The following is a 21,132-nucleotide window of genomic DNA, read 5'->3' on the forward strand; positions in this document are numbered from 1 at the left end:
CTTCCGATCTTGCAACCTGCGCAGCCCGCAGCAGCACGTCGGCGTGGTCCACAGCTCGAACCTGTGCACCGAGATCACCTTGAACACCAACAAGGACGAGATCGCCGTTTGCAACCTGGGCTCGATCAACCTGCCGAACCACATCGTCGACGGCAAGCTCGATACCGCCAAGCTGCAACGCACCGTGAACACTGCCGTGCGCATGCTCGATAACGTGATCGACATCAACTACTACTCGGTGCCGCAAGCGAAGAACTCCAACTTCCGCCACCGTCCGGTCGGTCTGGGCATCATGGGCTTCCAGGACGCCTTGTACCTGCAGCACATCGCCTACGGCTCCGACGCTGCCGTCGAGTTCGCCGACAAGTCGATGGAAGCGGTCAGCTACTACGCGATCCAGGCTTCCTGCGACCTGGCCGACGAGCGCGGCGCCTACGAGACGTTCAACGGTTCGCTGTGGTCCAAAGGCATCCTGCCGCTGGATTCGCAACAGATCCTGATCGAACAGCGTGGCGAGAAGTACATTGACGTCGACCTGAAGGAAACCCTCGACTGGGCACCGGTTCGCGCCCGTGTGCAGAAAGGCATCCGTAACTCGAACATCATGGCCATCGCACCGACCGCGACCATCGCCAACATCACTGGCGTTTCGCAGTCGATCGAACCGACCTACCAGAACCTGTACGTGAAATCGAACCTGTCGGGCGAATTCACCGTGATCAACCCGTACCTGGTTCGCGACCTGAAAGCGCGCGGCCTGTGGGACTCGGTCATGATCAACGACCTGAAGTACTACGACGGTTCGGTTCAGCAGATCGAACGCATCCCGCAAGAACTCAAAGAGCTCTACGCGACCGCGTTCGAAGTGGACACCAAGTGGATCGTTGACGCCGCCAGCCGTCGTCAGAAGTGGATCGACCAGGCCCAGTCGCTGAACCTGTACATCGCCGGCGCATCGGGCAAGAAGCTCGACGTGACCTACCGCATGGCCTGGTACCGTGGTCTGAAAACCACCTACTACCTCCGTGCCCTGGCCGCGACCAGCACCGAGAAGTCGACCATCAACACCGGTAAGCTGAACGCTGTTTCCAGCGGCGGCAACCACGGCGACGATTCGGTCCTGGCCGCTCCGGCAGGTCCGGCACCCGTGCCAAAGGCCTGCGCGATTGACGAGCCGGATTGCGAAGCTTGCCAATAAGCTGAGCTGAGATCAGGCGTTGCGAGACGCCTGATATCTCGAGAAAAAAGAAAACCCCCGACAGACTTCTGGTTTGTCGGGGGTTTTGTTTTTTTGGGGTTTGGGCTTGGGTTTGGGTGAATATCCGTTGCTGCGGTAACGGCTTCTTATGGTTTCGCTCTTACAGCGAGTCACCTTTTCAGAGACCTGGTCGTACGGTCGCTGCGCTACCACGCCCGGATCGATCCCGTAACGAAGCCCGCCGAAGGGGCGAAAGATCAAGAGCTGAAGCAAAGCAAAAGCCAGATCAAGAGCCAGATCAAGAGCCAGATCAAGAGCCAGATCAAAAGATCGTCCGATCGCGGCCCGAGCCTTCGGCGGCTCCTACAGTTGGATCGTGGGTATCTGGGTGAAATTGGTTGGCCGCCAGACCGCTATCGCGAGCAGGCTCGCTCCCACAAAAGCAAAAGCAAAAGCAAAGCAGCGCAGCTGCCCGCGGCGAAGCCGCCCCACTCAACAATGAGCGCAAGCTCGAGTAAGGCTTTTGATCTTGATCCACCGGCGACGTCGGAAGGCTGAGTGGAGGGATTGATCCGGGCGTGGGAGCGCAGCGACCGTCTGGCGCAGCCAGACACAGCGCAAGTAGGTGCAGCGAAGCAAACCGTAGCCGCTGCGCCCGGATCGATCCCGCAGCGAAGGGACCCGAGCCTGCGAGGGCCGAACGTAGGAGCTAGCGTTTTTTGCTTACTTTTTTTGGCGCTTGTAAAAAAGTAAGTCGCCGTCAGGCGAAACCGCCAGCCGCAGCACCGCACAAAACGGATATTCCCCCAAAACCCCAAGAACCTGGTCGGCCCAAAGGCCGCCACGGCCCCAAAAAAAAGCCCCTCAAAACCGAGGGGCCCAAAAAAACCAGTCAGAAACCCGAATCAGGTCATCTGAATAATGGTCTGCATAATCGTGCTTTGCGTCGAAATGGTCTTGGCGTTCGCCTGATAATTGCTCTGACCCTTGATCAGATCAACCAGCTCGTTGGTCAGGTTAACGTTCGATTCTTCCAGCGAGTTGGACACCACCTCACCCAACGTACCGGTCTTCGGCGCGTCGTAACCCGGAATACCCGAAGCGAAAGTCTCTTTCCAACTGGTACCGCCAACAGCCTGCAGACCCTGTTCGTTGGTAAAACTGGCCAGCGCAACCTGACCGATCGCCTTGCTCTGGTTGTTGCTGAAGTTGGCGAAAAGGGTACCGGTGCCGTCGATGGTCAGGTTGGTGATCTGGCCAGTGGCGTAACCATCCTGAGTCGGAATTGTCCGCGAAGTATCCGCGTTGTACTGAGTGGTCTTGGCCATCGAAATGGTCACGCCATTCGGGTTGGCTGCCGCGCCGTTAGGCGTGAAATCGCCATCGGTCACTGTGCCCGGCACCCAGTTGGTCAGTTTCAGATCGCTGCTGATGATCGGGTTGGCGGGATCCGCCGGGTCAGGCGTGCTTACCTGAACCAGCTTGCCGGAACTGTCAAACGACAGCGTCGAAGCAACCGGCGCAGTGGTCACCGGGTTGCTGCCGGTAGCGTCCGGATTACGGCCATCAACCAGGGTGTAAACCTTCCAGGTGTTTTCGCCACTCTTGACCATGTACTGGTCCATGACGTGGGAGTTGCCCTGAGTGTCATAGATCGGTGTGCTGAACGACTTGGTATAAGTCTCAGGCTTCGACGGATCGAACTTGACGGCGCCGGTACCGGTGTCGACGATCACTGGCGCCGACGAATTCAAGTTGATGCTCGAGGTCACCGAAGAGGACGACTTCGGCGCCAGGTTCGACGTGTCGATCTTAAGGTCAGTCAACACACCGTTGAGGATTTTGCCGTTGGCATCCACACCGTAACCCTGCAGACGCGAGGTGTAGTTGGTGTTGGTGATGTAACCGGCGTTGTCGACCTTGAAGGTACCGGCACGGGTGTACGAGATCGAGCCGTTGTTGCTCATGGTGAAGAAGCCGGAACCGTTGATGCCCATGTCCAGCACGTTGCCAGTGTTGTTGATGTCACCCTGGGTGAACTGCTGGGAAACGTTGGCCAGGCGCACGCCGTTGCCGATGACTTTGCTGCCGCTGCCCAGACGAGTCGACGAATACACGTCTTCGAATTCTGCGCGCGAGGATTTGAAACCGGCGGTGGCGACGTTGGCGATGTTGTTGCCGGTGACGTCGAGTTGTTTGTTGGCGGCATAGAGACCGCTAAGGCCGATGTTAAAAGACATGTTCCACTCCTTCGTGCCGGGTTAGTCGGCTCTATATACCAATGGTTTGTACTTTGGACAGGGCAACGGTGCCCTTGCCGGCCAGGTTGAGCATCAGCTCGCCACCGGTCTGGCTGATCGTCACGCTGTTGACGGTCGCTGGCAGGTAGGTCGCCAGGTCAGTCGCGGTGCCGTTGATCGGTGCGTTGGCCTTGAACGTGTAAGTGCCGACCGGCACCACGGTGCCGGCGGTGTCCTTGCCGTCCCAGGTGAAACTGGCATCGCCGGCAGCGCGGCTGCCCAGGTCGATGGTGCGCACGGCTTTGCCGTCCTTGTCGGTAATGGTCACGGTGCCGGCGGCAATCGTCGAAGGCACGGTGACCGAACCGGTCAGGCCTTTGCTCGGGTCGTCGAGCTGGGCGGTATTGGTCTGCACGATCACGTTGCGACCAACCAGCGACGAAGCCTGCAGCGCCTGCGACGAGTTGTAGTTGCCGGCAAGGCCACTGACCGTGGAGTTCAGCGTGGTGATGCCTTCCAGGCTGCTGAACTGCGCCAGTTGCGCAACGAAAGCGCTGTTGTCCTGCGGGTCGAGCGGGTTCTGGTTTTTCAGCTGGGTGACCAGCAATTGCAGGAAAGCATCCTTGCCCAACGCCTGGCCGCCGGTGGCACTGTCGGTCGCCGAAGCGATGCCGCCGGAGGTGGTGCCGCTGGCCTTCTTCGACGAGTTGGCCAGGATGTCGTTCATGCTCAGGCTGCTGGTGGTATCCGTAACGCTCATGGCAGTCGCCCCTTATTACTGACCGAGGGTCAGTACCTTCTGCATCATGGTTTTGGCGGTGTTCATCATTTCGGCGTTGGTCTGGAACGAGCGGCTCGCGGAAATCATGTCAGCCATTTCTTCCACCACGTTGACGTTCGGGTAGTAGACGTAGCCCTTGGCGTCGGCGGCCGGATGGTTCGGCTCGTAGCGCGCTTCGAGGTTGCTGTCATCCTCGACCACGCCCAACACCTGAACACCCTGACCGGCCGCGTCCTGGTTCTGGAACAGCGAGTTGCTGCCGCCGGCCTGGCCGCCCTGGAACATGGTGGCAAACACCGGGTGGCGGGCGCGGTAGGTCTGGTCGATGCTCGAGGAAACGGTTTCGGCGTTGGCGATGTTCGAGGCGACGGTATTCAGACGCGTGGTCTGCGCGCTCATGCCGCTGCCGGCAATGTTGAAAACGCTGGACAGGGACATGGATTATTCTCCGCGCAGGGCTGACACCAGCCCTTTGAATTTGCTGTTGAGCAAGGTGAAGCTGGCCTGGAAGCCGACGGCGTTTTCCGCGTAGTTCGACTGTTCCAGTTGAGCGTCAACGGTGTTCTGGTCGATCGAAGGCTGCATCGGCGTGCGATACATCAGCGACTCGTCGCCATTGCCCAGCCCTTCAGCTTCGATGTGACGGCTGTTGGTCATGTTCAGGGCAAAGTGGCCGCCGGTCCTGGTCTTCTCGGTCTGTGCTTCGAGCACTTTGGAGAATTCCAGATCCCGCGCCTTGTAGTTCGGGGTGTCGGCGTTGGCGATGTTGTTGGCCAGCACTTCGGCACGCTGGGCGCGGAAGCCCAATGCCTTTTCGTGAATGCCCAGCGCTTTGTCGAAGCTGATGCTCATGTCGGGAACCTTCAGGTGACCGGTTTTTCGTAACTGAGCTTTAGCAAGCGCCGTGCCAAATGGGCAAAGTCCCGTATTCCGGGGCTTTGCGCCAAACAGGCAAAGCGGCAATGCCAGAAAAGCGGCAACCGGTTTCCGCCGTATGCCGCTTTTCTGCCGCTGTCGCCTGCCAACACCGAACCTGTAGGAGCTGCCGAAGGCTCGGGGTGCGGTGTCAGGCAAAAAAAACGGGAGGCCTTTGAGGGCCTCCCGTTTTTTGTATTGCCGCGAACCGGTTATTTCGCCTTGTAGATAATCCCCGGGCTGCACTGAACCATCTGGTAATGATCCGGCAAACCGTTCAGCGCTTCGGAAGCACCGAGGAACAGATACCCGCCCGGCTTCAACGTGCTGTGAATGCGCAACAGGATGTCCTTCTTCACTTCGGCAGAGAAGTAGATCAGCACGTTGCGGCAGAACACGATGTCGAACTTGCCCAGCGCTGCGTAGCTGTCGAGCAGGTTGAACGAGCGGAACTCCACCCGGCTCTTGATCGGCGCCTTGACCACCCAGCGACCCGGCCCTTTCGGGTCGAAATAGCGTTGCAGGCGTTCCGGCGACAGGCCGCGACCGATCGCCAGGCTGTCGTACTCGCCGGTCTTGCAGTTGTTGAGCATCAGGCCCGACAGATCGGTGGCAACGATTTGCACGCCCATCTTCAACTGACCAAGGTTGCTGCGCTCGAACTCGTCGATCGACATCGACAGCGAATAGGGTTCCTGCCCCGACGAGCAGGCCGCCGACCAGATGCGCAAACGCTGGTTGGGACTGGCCTTGATCGCTTCCGGCAGTACCTTGTTCTTCAAGACTTCAAACGGATAGGTGTCGCGAAACCACAGGGTTTCGTTGGTCGTCATGGCATCGACCACCTGCTCGCGCAAACCGCTGCGCGGCTGGGTCTGGATGCGCTGCACCAGCTCACCCAGCGACTTGATGCCTTGCTGCTCCATCAGTTTGTTGAGACGGCTGGAGACCAGATACTGCTTGTTTTCACCGAGCAAAATGCCACAGGCCTTTTCCAGGAAGACCCGGAACTGTTCGAAATCCAAATTACCCGTAGACAATGGTGCCGCCTCTTAAATCGTGTTGAACACCAGGAGCAGAAGGCCCCTAGCTGATATCTGCTGCTTTGATCCGGTCGACTACCCGGGATGCGAGGTCATCAGGACGGAATTTGGCCAGAAAGTCATCAGCGCCGACTTTCTTCACCATCGCCTGATTGAATACCCCCGACAACGAAGTATGCAGGATGATATGGAGCTTTTGCATGCGTGCGTCGCCGCGGATTTCCGCCGTCAGGGTGTACCCGTCCATCTCCGGCATCTCGATGTCGGAAATCATCATCAGGAACTCTTCTTCCGGCTTCTTGCCCTCGTCGACCAGCTTGCGCAGGTAATCCAGCGCCTGCTTGCCGTCGTTCAGCGCCACCACCTCGACACCGATGGTCTGCAGACAACGCGTGACCTGCTTGCGCGCCACCGACGAGTCATCGACCGTCAGCACCCGCAGCGACAACGCCTTGGTCTGCGTTTCGACATCGACCACGCCCACCGAGATCGCTTCCGGCGTCGGTGCCACTTCGGCCAGCACCTTCTCGACGTCGATGATTTCGACCAGCTGGTTGTCGACCCGAGTCACCGCGGTCAGGTAGTGATCGCGACCGGTACCCTTGGGCGGCGGATGGATCTCTTCCCAGTTCATGTTGACGATGCGCTCCACCGAGCGGACCAGGAAACCCTGGGTCTTGGTGTTGTACTCCGTGATGATCACAAACGGGTTTTTCTTGTCTTTCAACGCACCGGAGCCCGTTGCCATTGCCAGATCCAGGATCGGAATGGTCGCTCCCCGTATATTCGCCACCCCGCACACGACAGGACTGGACTTGGGCATCAATGTCAGTGACGGGCATTGCAACACTTCCCGTACCTTGAACACGTTGATCCCGTAGAGCTGCGGCCCGTCGAGACGGAACAACAGCAGCTCGAGGCGATTCTGCCCTACCAGTTGCGTGCGCTGGTTCACCGAATCCATTACACCAGCCATGCCCAGACTCCTACACCAACGCCAAGTGTTGTTGCGACGCACATTCATTGCTAAACGGCACGGCGCTTGCTTTTTAACTCGTATGAACGCTCAAACGACATTTTCCCGACGCCTGACATCCTCCCTTCGCAAAGGGCTTTGCGCGGTGTCCGCCGTTTGCTGCTTGCTTGCTGGCAGTCCTGCCAATGCAGATGCGGTTACCTTGCCTGATATGCTTATCGGCGTGACTCAGGGCTTTCTTGAATTCACCGTAGAAGACTATTTGGCTTCCAGTCAAACCGAAGGCCGCTACGAAATCGAAGTCAACAAGCTCGACCCGCGCATGCGCATGCCCATGTGCGACAAGGAATTGACAGCCACCCTCGAGAGCCCGGCGCGACCATTGGGCCGCGTTACGGTGAAGGTCCGCTGCGAAGGCAGCTCGCCATGGACGGTGTTCGTGCCCGCTCAAGTCCGCCTGTTTCGCGAGATCGTGACCACCACTCGCCCGCTGAAACGCGCCGGCATTATCCAGCCGCAGGATGTGACCCTGCGTGAGCGCGACGTCAGCACGATCAATCAGGGTTTCCTGACCTCGGTCGACGAAGCGATCGGGCAAAAATTGACCCGACCAACGGTAGCCGATCAGGTCATCACGCTGGTGCATCTGGAGCAGGCCGAAGTCGTGCGTAAGGGCGACCAGGTGGTGATCACTGCGCGTAGCGGCACCCTCGCCGTACGCATGCCGGGGGAAGCACTCTCCAATGGCGGCATGAAAGAACAGATTCGAGTAAAAAACCTTAATTCTCAAAGAGTTATCAAGGCGCAGGTGATTGCGCCGGGACAGGTCGAAGTGGCCATGTAAAAGCCCTGTGGAGAAAACTGGCGCCGATCCCGTCGCTTCCCTAAACTGTGCCGCAGCAGGTCTCGCAACGGCGCATGCAAGCTTATGGTTAATTGGGCCTAAAGTTTTTCAGGGGATAGCCGAAAACATGGCAAGCGTCCAAATTCCCAGAGGTTTTTATCATGGTTATCGATTTCAGCCGTTTGAACAGTTCCTCGTCTCTGACAGGCAATACACGTACCAGCAACGCCAAGGAAAGTGCTGAAAACAGCCCCTCCGCGCCGCTGAATACCCAGGCCGAACAGGCCAATGCCGCCAAAAGCGGGGAGTCGGTACACCTCAGCAATGAGGCTCAACAGTTGCAGAAGGTCACTGACAAGCTGCGCGATCAGCCTGCTGTCGACAAAGCCCGCGTGGCCGAGTTGAAAGCCGCGATTGCCGATGGCAGCTATAAAGTCGACAGCAACCGTGTAGCCAGCAAACTGCTCAACTTCGAAGCCCAGCGCTAGGCTTTTGCCGGCGCCAGGCTTTTGGACGCTTAAACCCCAAGGCCAGCCATGCACGACACTAACTTATTGCAACTGATCAACGACGACTTTGCTCCAGCGCAACAATTGCTGGAGTTATTGCAAACCGAATCCCTCGCTTTGCATGGTCGTGACATGCCGCTGCTGGAAGACATTCTGGCGACCAAGCAAGCGTTGATCATTCTGCTCGAGCAGCATGGCCGCAAGCGCAGCGAAATCCTCGCCAGCCTCAACCTGCCGACCGATCGCAGCGGGCTTGAGCAACTGGCCAGCCAATCGAGTATTGGCGAGCAGTTGCTGGCTCAGGGCGATGCACTGACCGCGCTGATTGCGCAGTGCCAGGCCGCCAACGTCAAGAACGGCCAGTCGATCCAGATCCAGCAGGCGACCACGGCCAATCAGCTGAAGATCCTCACCGGCGGTGAGCCGCCAGCGCTGTACGACGCCAGCGGGACCTTCGCCAAACCGGTCAAGCCGCGTACGCTCAGCCAGGCATGAGCCATTCGGTGGCCCTGCACTATCCACCTGCGCAACATGCTGGCAAAATACTGGCCAGTTGTAGTCTTATTTTGTCTGGAGATTGAAGAACCGTGTCCAACACCCTAAGCGCGGATGATGCTCCGCAGCCTCCGAAGGTGCTCACCACGCCCCTGGAAATCTCCAGCAACCTGCGCCAGCTGCAAGACAGCCATGATCCGCTGATCATTACCTTCCATGAACGCAGCCAGCGTTTTCAGAGTTACCTGATCAAGGTCGACCGTGAAACCGCAACCATTGCACTCGACGAAATGATTCCGCGCGATGGCGAGCGTTTCCTGCAGGCTGGCGAACCGTTCAAGGTCGAAGGCTTTCATGACGGCGTACGCATTGCCTGGGAATGCAACGGCACGCTGAACATCGAAGAATCCGAGGGCGACCGCTTCTACACCGGCGACCTGCCGAGCGAAGTGGTCTACCACCAGCGCCGCAATGCCTTCCGCGCCGCGCTGAAACTCACCGATCTGGTCAGCGTTGAATTGGGCGGGGAAAAGCTCAAGGTCCCTCTGCACGGCAAGCTGCTGGATATCTCCGCCACCGGGTGCAAATTCCGTTTTGAAGGCGATATCACAGATCGCCTGCAACTGGGCCAGGTCTACGATCGCCTGATCGCTCCGCCGCTGTTCGGCAACCAGCCAACGTCGGTCGAGCTGCGCTATTTGCACTTCGAAGAAAAACTCAACATCACCTTCGCGGGTCTGCGCTTCCACAACATCAGTGGTCAGGCTGCCCGCAACGTCGAGCGTTTTGTTTATCAGTTGCAGCGTGAAGCACGGCGTTTCGACAAAGACGACCTCTGATTCGCAGCGACCAATAAAAAGGGCAGCCCTTCACAGGACTGCCCTTTTTTATGCGCCAATCTTTTACGTGAACTTCAGGGCCTGCCGCCGCTGATATCCGGCGCAGGTTTGTCATCGACGCTGTCCAGATCGGATTCGGCCACTGCTTCCGGCTGGGCGACGGGTTCGGGTTCCGGCTCAGGATTTGTTGGCGCCGGGTCCTGCACCATCTGCTCCTGCACCACCTGCTCATCGACACGCGGGTCAAGCGCCGCTACCAGCGGCGAGCTCGACATGCTGTCCGGCATTGCCACGTGGTGCAGCGGTGCGTCGTCGACCTGATGCAGGTTGGTAACCGCTTTCGGGCGAATCCGCCAGACCAGCACCAACGCAAAGAAACTGAAGAACGCATACAGGCTCTGACTGCCGAGAAACTTCATCAGCACACCCGCGAGCAGCGGCCCGATGCTCGCGCCAACACCATAAGTCACCAGCAACATGGCGGTCAGCGATACGCGGCGATCACCTTCGACGTGGTCATTAGAGAACGCCACCGCCAGCGGATACAGACAGAACTGCACCAGCGAACAGAAAAAGCCGACAACAAACAGCACCTCCAGCGGCACCTGCGGCATGATCGCCAACGGCAACGCCGCCACCGCCAGAAACCCGGCAAAGCAGCGAATCAGCAGCGCGCGGTCATAACGGTCGGACAACCAGCCCAACGGCCACTGCACCAGCAGACCGGCAAAAATGCAGCTACCCATGAACAGACCGACCTGCTCGGTCGACAGCCCCTGCTGCGAGGCATACAGCGGCGCCAGACCATAAAACGAACCGATGATCAGACCGGCACCGAGCACCGTGCTCAGCGATTGCGGCACACGTTTGATGAAGAAGCGCGGCTCCATCGGCGCCGGATGCAGTGGCGCTGGGTGAATCCGTCGGGTCAACGTCACCGGCACAAGACACAGGGCAAAGCACAGCGCCACCAGCATCAGCAGTTCCAGCCCGAGGCCGGGGTGCATGACCAGAATCAGTTGGCCCAGCACCAGGCCCAGATACGAAGCAATCATGTAGCCGCTGAACACCAGCCCGCGCTGATTGGCGTCGGCCTGCTCGTTGAGCCAGCTCTCGATGACCATGTACTGGCACATCATGCCCAGACCGACGATTGTCCGCAGCACCAGCCACGCCGGCAGCCAATCCACCAGGCCGTGGCCGAGCACCGCTGCACCAACGATCCCGGCACAAGCCGAGTACGCACGGATATGCCCGACCCGGGCGATCAGGCGATGGCCGATCTTGCCGCCCAGCACCAAGCCGAAATAGTTGGCCGCCATCAGCGCACCGACCCACAGCCCGTCGACATTGTCGGCAGCCAGACGCAAAGCCAGATAAGTAGAGAGAAGGCCTGAGCCGATCAACATCATCAGCGAGGCGAAATACAGCGCTCGAAAGGATTTCCAGATTTGGCGCATCGGCGTTCCGAGCGGCTCCTTGCAGTGAATACCGGGCGGTCAGAACGACCGCCCGATGGCAGCAAAACGTCAGGCCTGGGCGGCCAGCACACGGCGCTCCCAGGGAGTGATTTCATCAAAGAAGCTGGTCAACTCCATGGTCTTCGAAGCGATGTAGCCTTCGATGAACTCCGATCCGAACAGTTCCCTCGCCAACTGGCTACGTTTCAGACGTTCAAGCGCGGCGTGCAAGGTACACGGCAACGCCAGATTATCGGGCACCGCAAATTCGCCCTGGATCGCTGCGCTCGGCTCCAACTCCTGCTCGATGCCGTGCAAACCCGCCGCCAGACTGGCGGCGATGGCCAGATAAGGATTGGCGTCGGCGCCCGGCAAGCGGTTTTCGACCCGACGTGCGGCCGGCGAACTGGCGGGAATACGCAAGCCGGCGGCGCGATTGTCGTGGGACCAACAGGCATTGTTCGGCGACGCGTACGGATGACACAGGCGCTGATAGGAGTTCACGTTGGGTGCGAATAGTGCGGTGAAATCGGCGAGGCCTGCCTGTTGCCCGCCGATGAAGTGGCGGAACATGGCGGTCGGCTCACCATTGGCGTCAGTGAAGACATTCCTGCCGCTGCCGATTTCGACGATGCTTTGATGAATATGCATCGAACTGCCCGGCGTGTGCGCCAACGGTTTGGCCATGCACACCACGGTCAGGCCATGCTTGAGCGCGACTTCTTTGAGCAGGTGCTTGAACAGGAACGTCTGGTCGGCCAGCAGCAGCGGATCGCCGTGCAGCAGATTGATCTCAAACTGGCTGACGCCCATTTCGTGCATGAAGGTGTCGCGCGGCAGACCGAGAGCGGCCATGCATTTATACACTTCGCTGAAGAATGGCCGCAGACCGTTATTGGAACTGACGCTGAACGCCGACTGACCATCCTCGCGACGGCCGTCGAGACCAACCGGCGGACGGAACGGCTGAGTCGGATCGGTGTTCGGTGCGAAGACAAAAAACTCCAGCTCGGTCGCCACCACCGGCGCCAGCCCGTGCGCGGCATAACGGGCGATAACCGCCTTGAGCTGGCCACGGGTCGAGAGGCTGGAGCTCTCCCCGCTCAGTTCGTCGGCGTCGCAAATTGCCATGGCGCGCGGCTCGTCGCTCCAGGGCAGACGATGAATCTGCGCAGGGTCGGCGACCAGCGCCAGATCGCCGTCATCGCTGCCGTAAAAACGCGCCGGCGGATAACCGCCCATGATGCATTGCAGCAGCACACCGCGCGCCAACTGCAAACGCCGCCCTTCGAGGAAACCCTCAGCGGTCATCACCTTGCCCCGTGGCACACCGTTCAGATCCGGGGTGACACATTCAATCTCATCAATGCCGGTCAATCGCTGCGCGAGTGAACCCTGGCCATCGGTTGTCATGACGCAATCCTTGTTGTTGTGCGAGCCGCGAACGGCGACCCGGACAAAATAGGCTTCGCCTGTTCGGAATATCAAGCAGAGCCCACAAAAATCCCGATCATGTGCAGGAGCCGTAGGAGCTGCGTAGGAGCTGACGAGTGCAACGAGGCTGCGATCTTTTGACTTTGATTTTTCAAGATCAAAAGATCGCAGCCTCGTTGCACTTGTCAGCTCCTACACCAGTCCTCAGGGCAAGTAGAGGCTGAACACCCCGCCACCCAACGGCCCGCCATTGCTGATTTCGGTGCGCCCTTCCACGCCGTTGCGCTGATGCAGCGCAGCGATGCGATTGGCGAAATACAGACCCAGGCCGGTGCTGCCGCTGCCGTGGTTGATGCCCTGCACGTAATCGGCCTGGCGCTCGAGCATCTCGCGCGGATAACCGACGCCGTCGTCATTGATGCTCAGCACCAGTTGCCCGGCTTCGTCGCTGACGGTAATCAGCAGCGACTCGCGGGCGTAACGGATCGCATTGTTGATGCAGTTGCCAAGCACCGAAGCGATCAGCTCGCGATCGAAGAAACCCAGCGGGCTCAACGGGTCGACTTCATAAGTGGCGATGATGCCGCGGCTGGCGAACACCTCCTGATGCGCGGCCAGTTGCGCCTCGATGAAATCGTCGAGTTCGTGATAGGCCGGCTGCAGCGGCAGCTGATTGACGCCGAGTTTGTACAGCCCCAGCAGTTGCACCAGCATGCCGTTGAAGTGTGCAAACTCGAAATCGATCACGCCCTGCTCCGAACCTTCGCGCAGCTCTTTGGGCAAACGCGCCAGCCATTGGCTGTGCGCCTGCATCAGCATGGCCAGGGAATTCTTCATGTCATGCACGGTGGAGGCAATCACCGTGGAAAAATCCAGCGCCGGATCAACTTGCTTCATTCGCCAAACGCCTTGCTTTTCAGCTTCTGATAACGCGCAAACCGCGCGTCGGTGTCGGGCATCAGGCCGACCATTTTCAGGCAGGCCCGACATTCTTCCAGCTCCGCCGACGGCACACTGGTGTCGGTGCCGTGCAGCAGCGACTGGGCCAGGTTCAGCGCAATACTGATGTTTTTCGGTTGCAGCTTGAGCGCCTTGCGAAATACCTCGCGGGCCTCGACCAGGTTACCGGTCTTGTATACGCGCACGCCCTGGCGGTTGAGATCGGCCGCAGCGTTGCTCGAGCTGAGAATGGTCGGATCGTCGGTGAGCTTGGCGATGTCTTTCATCACCGCCGGGTCATCACCGTAGATCTCCGCGCAACTCTTGAGCATCGAAGTGCCCGCCTCGGCCTGACCGAGCATCTGCAACTGTTTGGCCACCAGCAACGCGGCCTCAGGACTCATGAATTGCTCCATGCCATCGAGGCGCATCAGTGCTTGTTCGGTGAGTTTGTCAGCGGTTTCGGCGTCGTTGAGCAACAGGCTGGTGGCTTTCATCAGTCGCGCACGGATTTGCAGGCCGGGGTCGCTCGGGTTCTCTTTGGCCACGGCGCTGAGGGTGGTGTTGATTTCCAGCCGCGTGCGCGTGTCGAGGCCGCGATCGCTGCCCTTGCTGATCAGCGCATGCGCCAGGCCGAGATTGCTTTCCGGGTCTTTGAAGCGCGACTGGGCCCCTTGCGACACGGCCTGACGGTAGGCACGCGAAGCGGTTTCGAAATCTTCGTTGGCCATCGCCAGTTTGCCCAGCAGCGCTTGGCGGCGTACCGCCAATGGCGACAGGCGAATCGCTTCTTCGAGCACCCGCTGCGCGCCTTTGCTGTCGCCTTCGGCCACCAGCACATCGGCCATGCCGTCATACAGTGCCGGCATCATCGGAAAGACTTTCAGGGCTTTTTCATAAACTTCTTTGGCCTGCGAGACCTGCCCGCGCTTGAACAGCAGTTTTCCCAATCCAGCAAAAGCCCACGGCAACGGACGGTCGGCGATGATGCTGTCATAGAGCCGCTCCAGCGCCTCGTTCTGGTTCATGTCGCGCAGCGCATCGGCGCGGTAACGCAGGCACAGTGGCGAGTAGCGGATGTCCTGTTTGCACAGGGCAATACAGGCATTGAGCACCTCGACCGGCTTACCGCGATCGAGGGCCTGCAGAATCGGTTTGAGCAAAGTCTTGCGTTGCTCCAGACGCTCAAGGCGTTGGGCCAGCCCGGAACGGTTGAACGGCTTGGTCAGGTACGCATCCGGCTCGTGCTCAAGTGCACTGAGCACCATGGCCTGGCTGGTCTCGGCAGTGACCATGACGAAGACGGCTTCGTGGCTGATGAGCTTTTCCGACATCAGGTCTTCTAGCACTTGTTGGCCGTTCTTCTTGCCATCGCCGAGATGGAAATCCTGCAGGATGAAATCGTAGGACTTCTGCGAACACATCTTCAGCGCCTGCTCGCCGGTGTCGGCGGTATCGACATCCTTGACGCCAAGCTCACGCAACATCGAACGCACGGAACTGCGGAAATCCGAAAAATCATCGACGATCAGAAAGCTTTTTTGGTGATACGACGACATCGAAGATTTCCAGGCAATTGAAGAAAACGAACCGAGGCGATTTCAGGCGCGCAAATGATAGCTGGAGGCCATGCGCCATCAAGCGATTTCGCGCGAGTCTGAACTCACCGTTCGGGTTATCGGCCAAAAGTGCCGGGGCCTGAGGGTGGTGCTTCAAGAATGTTGCCTGGAGTATTACTCTGCGCGCCTGCTCAAGGATTTCCATAGGGACTGAATCGTGTACATCAAGGGACGCTACATCCTGTCAGCGGGTTTGCTGGCCTTTATCCAGCAAGCGACAGCGGCAGCGATGGATTGCACAAAAGCCACAAGCGCTGCCGAAATCACGATTTGCGCGAATAAACCACTGTATGAGCTGGACGCGCAGATGGGTGGGCTGTACCGCCAGGTGATGACAACTGCCACAGCGGCGCAACCTGAACTCAAGCGCACCCAGCGCGCCTGGCTGAAAACCCGCAATGCCTGCGCAGATGATGTCGCTTGCCTGGATGGCAGCTATCGCCAGCGCCTGCAAGCATTGCAGGCACAGTGGACGCAAGCCGTGGCGTGGCAACCGGATGCCGTTGATCTTCAGGCAATGAACGATCTGCAGGAAAGCATTCGGACCGAGAGCAAAAGCCACCCGGAATTTGCGCTGGAGCGTGCCTTGGACGCACGGGCTTTGGACTCTTCTGAGACATCGTTCGCAGGCGATCCAGTCGATGACAGTTACGGCGAGCAAACCAACTTCCCCACGTCGCGCCCCAAAGGCGTGAGCGAGGATGAGTGGCGAGCATTGAACGCCTCGAACATCGAAGGCGCCGCCGAAACAGGACCGACGACCTACGCACTGCTGGATCTGGACAATGACGGCCAGCGCGACCTTATCGTTCAGACCTACGCAGGCGGCACCGGCCTGTTCACCTACGTGGAAACCTGGCGCCGGACGGGCGCGCGGTTTGTCAGAAGATCTGTCGAGCGGGAAAGTTCGCTGTTCCATACCAACGACCGTGGCGCCAATCAGGCGATCAGTTGGATCAAACTCCACGACAGAATTTATGCCGCCTATCGAAACAGCGCCTACGGTGTCGATAATCTGTATCTGCTCAATCCGCTGAAGGTCAACCTTCAAGTACCAACCGTGACCGCGCGTTACGCTTACACACTGCAAGTGCCTGCGACTCAAAACAAAGAGGACGGCACCAGCACGTATAAGCTCGAAGCGGATTTGCACGCGGCACTCGACCACGCCGTCACTCAAGCGATGAAAGCCGCCCCCGACTCAACCAATAACGCGCCCCTTTGCCCAATTCCTCCCACGGGTACCGGAGACGACGATTACTACAGCTACGGCCCGACGCACTACGCCATCGAGAAGATCACCGATCTGCCGGTGATGATCGGCGGGGAATGCTACATCGGTGCGCTGATTGACTGGTTCGGCAGCTACAGCGAAATGACTGGGTTATTCGCCCAATTGGCGGTGCGCAAACCGGGTGAAGAGGCAAGCGGGACTGCCTACGAAGTCTACGGCCGTAGGCATCTCACCGACGTCAATGCAAGCATCGGGATAGTCGAACTCAACGGCGGCTGACCACCGATCATCACACCGGCAAAATAATCGGCACGCTTGCCGCTTCAGGGATGTCACACGCCCAGACAAGGCGTTTGTCTTGCAAAAATGAAGGCAGATCTGCAAATGAGGTTTATTCTGCTCAATTACCTGCGCCCCCGGACGTCTGCGATACGCTTGTACCGCCACAAAAAAAGGCCAATGCCATGACCTCGAAAACCCCTGCCTCGCCCTCTGCGCCCGAGCGCAAGGATGTGACACCCAGCCACCTGAATTTTCCGGTGGTGGGCATCGGCGCCTCGGCGGGCGGCCTGAAAGCGATCAAGCTGTTTTTCGAGCACATGCCCAAGGACACCGGCATGGCCTTTGTGATCATTCTGCACCTGTCGCCCGATCATCAGAGCATCGCCGACAAGATCATTCAGGAGTCGACGCGCATGCCGGTGCTGCAAGTGACGCAGCCGGTGCCGATCGAAAAGAATTGCGTGTACGTGATCTCGCCAGCGCATTCGCTGTCGATGAACGACGGCTATCTGCGGGTCAGCACGGCCGGTTCTCCGCAGGCGCGCCACACGGCCATCGACCTGTTCTTTCGCGATCTGGCCGATGTGCACCGTGAACGGGCGTTCTGCGTGGTGTTGTCAGGCACCGGTTCCGATGGTGCGGTGGGCTTGTCGCGAATCAAGGAACAGGGCGGCGTGACGCTGGTGCAAGTGCCGGAAGACGCCGAGTTCGACGGCATGCCGCGCGCCGCCATCGAGACGCGCATGGTCGATCTGGTTGTGCCAGTGGTTGAGATGCCGCAGAAGCTGATGGAGCTCTGGCGCAACTCTCAGAACATCAAACTGCCCAGCGCCAATGATCCGAGCCTGAAAGCCTTGAAGCCTGTCAACGAACACGAGGCGGCAATCGCCGAACAACGCCTGCATGAAATCCTGCTGTACCTGCGCAGCAGCACCGGCCACGACTTCAAACACTACAAGCGCGCCACCGTGTTGCGCCGCATCGAGCGGCGCATGCAGGTCACCAGCCAGTCTGACCTCAGCGCCTACTACGACTACCTGCAAAATACCCCGGAAGAAGCCAAGGCCCTGCTCGGCGATATGCTGATCGGCGTGACCAACTTCTTCCGTGACCGCGAAGCCTTCGAAGCCCTTGAGCGCGATGTGCTGCCGCAACTGGTGCAATCGGTTGCCGACTCGTCGGAAAAAGAAGAACTGCGCGTCTGGTCTGCCGGTTGCTCGACCGGCGAGGAAGCCTACAGCCTGGCGATCCTGCTCGACGATCAGATGCAGGTACAAAGCAGCAAGGCCAACCTGCAAGTGTTCGCCACCGATATCGACGAACGTGCGATCACCACCGGCCGCGCCGGCACTTATCCGCAAGCCATCGTCACCGACGTACCGCCAACACGCCTGCGGCATTATTTCGTCAAAGACGATGACCACTACCGGATCCGCAAGGAGATCCGCGAGAAAGTGCTGTTCGCCAAGCACAGCCTGTTGTCCGATCCGCCGTTCTCGCAGATCGACCTGATCGTTTGCCGCAATCTGCTGATTTACCTGGATCGCGAGGTGCAGCGGGAAATCCTGCAGATGTTCCACTTTGCCCTGCGACCGGGCGGCTTCCTGTTTCTCGGCACCTCGGAAAGTGCCGATGCCTGCCATGAACTGTTCGCGCCAGTAGACAAGCGCAACCGCATCTTCCGTGCCAAGACCGGTACCCCGAACAGCCGCAGAACACCGACCATGCCACGCGGCGGCTACATGCGCACCAGCGTTTCCCGACCGCCATCGAAGGCCATCGAGCCCGTCAAGCTGTCGTTTGCCGATATCCACCGCCGCGCCATAGAACGCTTCGCCCCGCCGAGCATCATCGTCGACACCAATGCCGATATCCTGCACATGAGCGAAGCCGCCGGGCGTTTCCTGCGGCATGTCGGCGGCGAGCTGTCACGCAACTTGTTGACGCTGATCCTGCCGGAGCTGCGCCTGGAAATTCGCACCACGCTGTTCCAGGTGCAGCAGAGCAATGTCACCGTATGCTCGCGAGAAGTGGTGCTCAAGCGTGAGGAGCGCCAGTTCCGCATCACGCTGATTGCACAGCCGTACAAGGACGACGACTTCGACAGCGAGTGTGTGCTGGTGACCTTCGATGAAACGGAGATCGATGCGCACGAGCAGGCGCTGACCACGGTGCTGCAGACTGAAAGCCAGGTGCTCTCCAACCTCGAACGTGAGCTGCAACGCACCAAATTGCATTTGCAGGACACCATCGAACAGTCGGAAATCTCCAGCGAAGAGCTCAAGGCTTCCAATGAGGAGATGCAGGCGATCAACGAAGAACTGCGCTCGGCCACCGAAGAGCTGGAGACCAGCAAGGAAGAGTTGCAGTCAATCAATGAAGAGCTGTTGACGGTCAATTACGAACTGAAGACCAAAGTCGAAGAAACCGACAAGATCAACGATTATCTGACCAATCTGATCGCTTCCACTGACATTGCTACGGTATTCGTTGATCGCAGCATGCGCATAAAGTGGTTCACGCCTCGTGCCACGGACATCTTCAGCATGCTGCCGGTAGACACCGGCCGTTCGCTGCTTGATATCACTCATCGCTTGAATTACCCGGCAATGGCCGAGGACGCTGCGCAGGTGTTCGAATCGTTGAACATGATCGAACGCGAGGTCAACAGCACCGATAATCGCTGGTACATCGCCCGTCTATTGCCTTACCGCTCCAGCGAAGACCATATCGACGGCACGGTGCTGACCTTCATCGACATCAGCAAGCGCCGCGAAGCCGAGGAAGAGCTGCGCCTGGGCGAAGAACGCATGCGTCTGGTCGCCGAAAGCACCCGCGATTACGCAATCATCATTCTCGATGAAATGGGTGTGATCACCAGTTGGAACAAGGGTGCCGAACTGATCTTCGGTCACCCCAAGAGCGAGGCCGAGGGGCAGTTCTACGATTTCATTTTTACCGGCGAAGACCGCAACGCCGGTATGGCCGAAAACGAACTGGCGACGGCTCGTCTGCACGGGCGCGCCCAGGACGAGCGCTGGCACGTTCGCAAGGATGGCAGCCGGTTTTTCTGCAGCGGCGAAGTCACGTTGCTCAGCGGCGATCATCTGCAGGGTTATGTGAAGATCGCTCGCGACCTGACCGGGCATAAACGCACGCAGGACGAGCAAAGCCAGGAACTGGCCCAGACACGCAACACGGTATCGCTGCGCGACGAATTCTTTGCAGTCATGTCCCACGAACTCAAGCATCCGTTGAACCTGATTCAGCTCAATGCCGAACTGCTTCGCCGCCTGCCGATGATCCGCACTGCTGGCCCGGCGACCAAAGCCGTCAACACCATTTGCGATGCTGTGAACAGCCAAGCGCGGATTATCGACGATTTGCTCGACGTGGCTCGCGTACGCACCGGCAAGCTCAAGCTGCAATTGACGCGAGTCGACCTCAGCACCGTACTGCGTGACATCCACACGGTTGTGCTGAATGAGCAGCATGCAACGCACATCGAACTGCAACTGCCGGAAGAGTCGCTGTTCATCCATGCCGATCCTACCCGTGTTGAGCAAATCATCTGGAATCTGGTGAACAACGCGCTGAAATTCACCCCACCGACCGGGCGCATCGAATTGATTGCCAGCAAGAGCGGGCAAATGGCTCAACTCAACGTCAAGGACAACGGCGTCGGCATTGCCGCAGAAAACCTCGAACACGTGTTCGACCTGTTCGGCCAGGCGGAAAAGCAGCACACCAATCATCAACGCGAAGGGCTCGGCATTGGCTTGTCGCTGGTACGGCAACTGACCGAGGCGCAACACGGCACGGTACGGGTCGCCTCACCGGGGCTGGGCGCCGGATGCACGTTCACCGTATGCCTGCCGCTGGCAACCGAAACCGTAGAAACCGCTGAGCAGCCGCCGGCAGAACCGGAGTCGGGCAAGCTGGTGGGCTTGAGCATTCTGCTGGTTGATGACTCGCCGCAAGTGCTCGAGACCTTGAAGATGCTGCTGGAAATGGAAGATGCCGAGGTGACCGCGTTCGACCACCCCGTGGCCGCCCTGAAAGCTGCCGAGGGCACGCGCTTCGATCTGATCATTTCCGACCTTGGCATGCCGGTCATGAGCGGTTATGAACTGATGGCTGCACTGCGTAAGTTACCGCTGGTGAAAAACGTACCGGCGATCGCGCTCACCGGTTATGGCACTCAGAGCGATATGCAGAAGTCCCGTGAAGCCGGCTTCGATCAGCACTTGGGCAAACCCGTGGCGTACGACGATCTGATTGAAACCATCGAGGCGCTGCGCCGCTCGGAGTTGCTATAACAGCA

At 59.0% G+C, this 21,132-nt stretch carries 17 protein-coding genes; 7 read left to right on the top strand and 10 right to left on the bottom strand.

Annotated features, from left to right (window positions below; genetic code table 11):
- The coding region (locus tag ACIGDJ_RS11455) for a ribonucleoside-diphosphate reductase subunit alpha (protein ID WP_397504556.1) at positions 1-1,198 on the top strand (1,198 nt) is incomplete at its 5' end.
- A 905-nt stretch (positions 1,199-2,103) separates the two neighbouring features.
- Here the strand turns inward: ACIGDJ_RS11455 and flgE are convergent.
- From flgE to ACIGDJ_RS11485, 6 genes are all read right to left on the bottom strand, one after another.
- Complete coding sequence (gene flgE / locus ACIGDJ_RS11460) at positions 2,104-3,438, bottom strand: flagellar hook protein FlgE (RefSeq protein WP_101156055.1); 1,335 nt, start codon at positions 3,436-3,438, stop codon at positions 2,104-2,106.
- Between the two features lie 31 nt (positions 3,439-3,469).
- A complete protein-coding gene (gene flgD, locus ACIGDJ_RS11465; protein WP_101156054.1) occupies positions 3,470-4,198 on the bottom strand; it encodes a flagellar hook assembly protein FlgD in 729 nt (242 codons plus the stop codon).
- A gap of 15 nt (positions 4,199-4,213) precedes the next feature.
- Positions 4,214-4,657, bottom strand: coding sequence for a flagellar basal body rod protein FlgC (gene flgC, locus ACIGDJ_RS11470; RefSeq protein WP_186552329.1), 444 nt, complete (start codon positions 4,655-4,657; stop codon positions 4,214-4,216).
- A 3-nt stretch (positions 4,658-4,660) separates the two neighbouring features.
- Positions 4,661-5,071 carry a flagellar basal body rod protein FlgB gene (gene flgB, locus ACIGDJ_RS11475; RefSeq protein ID WP_101156050.1) on the bottom strand — a complete coding sequence of 137 codons (411 nt, stop codon included), beginning with the start codon at positions 5,069-5,071 and terminating at the stop codon, positions 4,661-4,663.
- Between the two features lie 275 nt (positions 5,072-5,346).
- Positions 5,347-6,174: a protein-glutamate O-methyltransferase CheR gene (cheR, locus tag ACIGDJ_RS11480; protein ID WP_016773612.1), complete on the bottom strand. Its 828-nt coding sequence runs from the start codon at positions 6,172-6,174 to the stop codon at positions 5,347-5,349.
- 46 nt (positions 6,175-6,220) lie between these two features.
- Complete coding sequence (locus ACIGDJ_RS11485; RefSeq protein ID WP_101156048.1) at positions 6,221-7,153, bottom strand: chemotaxis protein CheV; 933 nt, start codon at positions 7,151-7,153, stop codon at positions 6,221-6,223.
- Positions 7,154-7,235: 82 nt separating this feature from the next.
- Between ACIGDJ_RS11485 and flgA the strand changes: the two genes are divergently transcribed.
- The 4 genes from flgA (at position 7,236) to ACIGDJ_RS11505 (ending at position 9,840) form a co-directional block, all read left to right on the top strand.
- On the top strand, positions 7,236-7,997 hold the full coding sequence (gene flgA, locus ACIGDJ_RS11490; protein ID WP_397478876.1) for a flagellar basal body P-ring formation chaperone FlgA: 762 nt from the start codon (positions 7,236-7,238) through the stop codon (positions 7,995-7,997).
- 161 nt (positions 7,998-8,158) lie between these two features.
- On the top strand, positions 8,159-8,485 hold the full coding sequence (gene flgM / locus ACIGDJ_RS11495) for a flagellar biosynthesis anti-sigma factor FlgM (protein WP_325717363.1): 327 nt from the start codon (positions 8,159-8,161) through the stop codon (positions 8,483-8,485).
- Positions 8,486-8,533: 48 nt separating this feature from the next.
- Positions 8,534-9,001, top strand: coding sequence for a flagella synthesis protein FlgN (locus ACIGDJ_RS11500; protein ID WP_101156042.1), 468 nt, complete (start codon positions 8,534-8,536; stop codon positions 8,999-9,001).
- 92 nt (positions 9,002-9,093) lie between these two features.
- Entirely contained in the window at positions 9,094-9,840 is a 747-nt protein-coding gene (locus ACIGDJ_RS11505) for a flagellar brake protein (RefSeq protein WP_101156040.1), read from the top strand.
- A 74-nt stretch (positions 9,841-9,914) separates the two neighbouring features.
- Here the strand turns inward: ACIGDJ_RS11505 and ACIGDJ_RS11510 are convergent, their stop codons facing one another.
- The 4 genes from ACIGDJ_RS11510 to ACIGDJ_RS11525 all read right to left on the bottom strand — a co-directional run bounded on the left by ACIGDJ_RS11510 (position 9,915) and on the right by ACIGDJ_RS11525 (position 15,232).
- On the bottom strand, positions 9,915-11,300 hold the full coding sequence (locus ACIGDJ_RS11510; protein ID WP_101156038.1) for an MFS transporter: 1,386 nt from the start codon (positions 11,298-11,300) through the stop codon (positions 9,915-9,917).
- 69 nt (positions 11,301-11,369) lie between these two features.
- Positions 11,370-12,611: a glutamine synthetase family protein gene (locus tag ACIGDJ_RS11515; RefSeq protein WP_178081143.1), complete on the bottom strand. Its 1,242-nt coding sequence runs from the start codon at positions 12,609-12,611 to the stop codon at positions 11,370-11,372.
- Positions 12,612-12,938: 327 nt separating this feature from the next.
- Complete coding sequence (locus tag ACIGDJ_RS11520; protein ID WP_397478862.1) at positions 12,939-13,631, bottom strand: sensor histidine kinase; 693 nt, start codon at positions 13,629-13,631, stop codon at positions 12,939-12,941.
- Positions 13,628-15,232: a response regulator gene (locus tag ACIGDJ_RS11525; RefSeq protein WP_397478863.1), complete on the bottom strand. Its 1,605-nt coding sequence runs from the start codon at positions 15,230-15,232 to the stop codon at positions 13,628-13,630. The genes ACIGDJ_RS11520 and ACIGDJ_RS11525 overlap by 4 nt, the downstream gene beginning before the upstream one ends.
- Positions 15,233-15,449: 217 nt before the next feature.
- On the opposite strand from ACIGDJ_RS11525, the gene ACIGDJ_RS11530 reads away from it, so the two are divergent.
- A complete protein-coding gene (locus ACIGDJ_RS11530) occupies positions 15,450-16,805 on the top strand; it encodes a lysozyme inhibitor LprI family protein (protein WP_397478864.1) in 1,356 nt (451 codons plus the stop codon).
- 185 nt (positions 16,806-16,990) lie between these two features.
- Entirely contained in the window at positions 16,991-21,127 is a 4,137-nt protein-coding gene (locus tag ACIGDJ_RS11535) for a CheR family methyltransferase (protein ID WP_397478865.1), read from the top strand.
- Positions 21,128-21,132 lie beyond the last annotated feature (5 nt).

Origin of the sequence: Pseudomonas sp. NPDC079367, from assembly GCF_044542195.1 — a bacterium.
Lineage (GTDB): Bacteria > Pseudomonadota > Gammaproteobacteria > Pseudomonadales > Pseudomonadaceae > Aquipseudomonas.

Coding starts and splice junctions, on each gene's coding strand:
- flgM (WP_325717363.1), top strand. CDS start 8,159: ATGGTTATCGATTTCAGCCGTTTGAACAGTTCCTCGTCTCTGACAGGC.
- ACIGDJ_RS11485 (WP_101156048.1), bottom strand. CDS start 7,153: ATGGCTGGTGTAATGGATTCGGTGAACCAGCGCACGCAACTGGTAGGG.
- ACIGDJ_RS11520 (WP_397478862.1), bottom strand. CDS start 13,631: ATGAAGCAAGTTGATCCGGCGCTGGATTTTTCCACGGTGATTGCCTCC.
- ACIGDJ_RS11510 (WP_101156038.1), bottom strand. CDS start 11,300: ATGCGCCAAATCTGGAAATCCTTTCGAGCGCTGTATTTCGCCTCGCTG.
- ACIGDJ_RS11515 (WP_178081143.1), bottom strand. CDS start 12,611: ATGACCGCTGAGGGTTTCCTCGAAGGGCGGCGTTTGCAGTTGGCGCGC.
- ACIGDJ_RS11535 (WP_397478865.1), top strand. CDS start 16,991: ATGACCTCGAAAACCCCTGCCTCGCCCTCTGCGCCCGAGCGCAAGGAT.
- flgA (WP_397478876.1), top strand. CDS start 7,236: ATGAACGCTCAAACGACATTTTCCCGACGCCTGACATCCTCCCTTCGC.
- flgE (WP_101156055.1), bottom strand. CDS start 3,438: ATGTCTTTTAACATCGGCCTTAGCGGTCTCTATGCCGCCAACAAACAA.
- flgD (WP_101156054.1), bottom strand. CDS start 4,198: ATGAGCGTTACGGATACCACCAGCAGCCTGAGCATGAACGACATCCTG.
- flgB (WP_101156050.1), bottom strand. CDS start 5,071: ATGAGCATCAGCTTCGACAAAGCGCTGGGCATTCACGAAAAGGCATTG.
- flgC (WP_186552329.1), bottom strand. CDS start 4,657: ATGTCCCTGTCCAGCGTTTTCAACATTGCCGGCAGCGGCATGAGCGCG.
- ACIGDJ_RS11500 (WP_101156042.1), top strand. CDS start 8,534: ATGCACGACACTAACTTATTGCAACTGATCAACGACGACTTTGCTCCA.
- ACIGDJ_RS11525 (WP_397478863.1), bottom strand. CDS start 15,232: ATGTCGTCGTATCACCAAAAAAGCTTTCTGATCGTCGATGATTTTTCG.